A 1384-nucleotide genomic window follows, 5' to 3' on the forward strand; every position below is an offset into this window, starting at 1 on the left:
GACGTACCGCTCGGACAGCTCGCCCCCGCCCAGTGGCAGCTGCTGACCGACACGGCCCGGCGGTACGGGAACGAGCTGCGGCTCACCCCGTGGCGCGGCATCGTCGTCCCCGGCCCCTTCGACGAGGGTGGCGCGGCGGAGGCGCTGCGCAACCTGGCGGCGGCCGGGCTGGTCACCACCCCCGAGTCCCCGTGGACCGGCGTCGGCGCCTGCATCGGCCACCCCGGCTGCGCGAAGTCGCTGTCCGACGTACGGGCCGAAGCGGGGGCCGCTGTCGGACCCGTCGGGCGGCTCCCTGTGTACTGGTCCGGGTGCGAACGCCGCTGCGGTCACCCCCACGGGGAGTGGATCGACGTGGTCGTCACGCCCGGCGGACACCGGATCTCGCATGTACGGGGCGAACGCCGGGACCCCCCGGCGACGGTCCGGAACGACCCGGCGGCACTCGCGGCGACGGTGGCCGCGGCCCGCGCCTGAGCACGTCCCTCCCACCCCCATAACGGCAGAAGAAAGCGACAGCACTGTGCATCAGTACGAGAAGGACGGACCGGCGATCTACCGCCAGTCCTTCGCCACCATCCGCGCGGAGGCGGATCTGGCCGGGCTGCCCGCCGATGTGAGCCAGGTCGCCGTCCGGATGATCCACGCCTGCGGCATGGTCGACCTCGTACGCGACCTCGCCTTCTCGCCGAACGCCGTGGCCGACGCCCGCGCGGCTCTGCGCTCCGGCGCGCCGATCCTCTGCGATGTGGCGATGGTGGCCAGCGGGGTCACCCGCAAGCGGCTCCCGGCCGACAACGACGTGGTGTGCACGCTCTCCGACCCGTCCGTGCCGGAGCTGGCCGCGAAGCTGGGGACGACGCGGAGTGCAGCAGCCCTGGAGCTGTGGCGGGACCGGATGGAGGGGGCGGTGGTCGCGGTGGGCAACGCCCCGACCGCGCTGTTCCGGCTGCTGGAGATGATCGAGGAGGGCGCCCCGCGCCCGGCCGCCGTGATCGGCGTCCCGGTCGGCTTCGTCGGCGCGATGGAGTCCAAGGAGGCCCTGGCCGCGCACCCGTCGGGCCTGGAGCACCTGATCATCCGGGGCCGGCGCGGCGGCAGCGCGATAGCGGCGGCGGCGCTGAACGCCATCGCGAGCGAGGAGGAGTGACAGTGACTTCTCCGGTGAAGGACACCCGTACCGGCAAGCTCTACGGCGTCGGCCTCGGCCCCGGCGACCCGAACCTGATGACGCTGCGGGCCGTCCGGGCCATCGGTGAGGCGGACGTCGTCGCGTACCACAGCGCCCGCCACGGCCGCTCGATCGCGCGCTCCATCGCCGCCGAGCACCTGCGGCCCGACCACATCGAGGAGGCCCTGGTCTACCCCGTCACGACGGAGACCA

2 protein-coding genes and 1 pseudogene are annotated in these 1384 nt (G+C 73.8%); all 3 read left to right on the forward strand.

Annotated features, from left to right (window positions below; translation table 11 throughout):
* Positions 1 to 477, forward strand: a pseudogene (locus AB0M27_RS47830) (cobalamin biosynthesis protein CobG); the annotation flags it as partial.
* Positions 478 to 523: 46 nt separating this feature from the next.
* Complete coding sequence (locus tag AB0M27_RS47835) at positions 524 to 1150, forward strand: precorrin-8X methylmutase (RefSeq protein ID WP_365732465.1); 627 nt, start codon at positions 524 to 526, stop codon at positions 1148 to 1150.
* The coding region (locus tag AB0M27_RS47840) for an SAM-dependent methyltransferase (protein WP_365732466.1) at positions 1147 to 1384 on the forward strand (238 nt) is incomplete at its 3' end. The genes AB0M27_RS47835 and AB0M27_RS47840, both read left to right, overlap by 4 nt.

This window comes from Streptomyces sp. NPDC052107, from assembly GCF_040680215.1.
GTDB lineage: Bacteria > Actinomycetota > Actinomycetes > Streptomycetales > Streptomycetaceae > Streptomyces.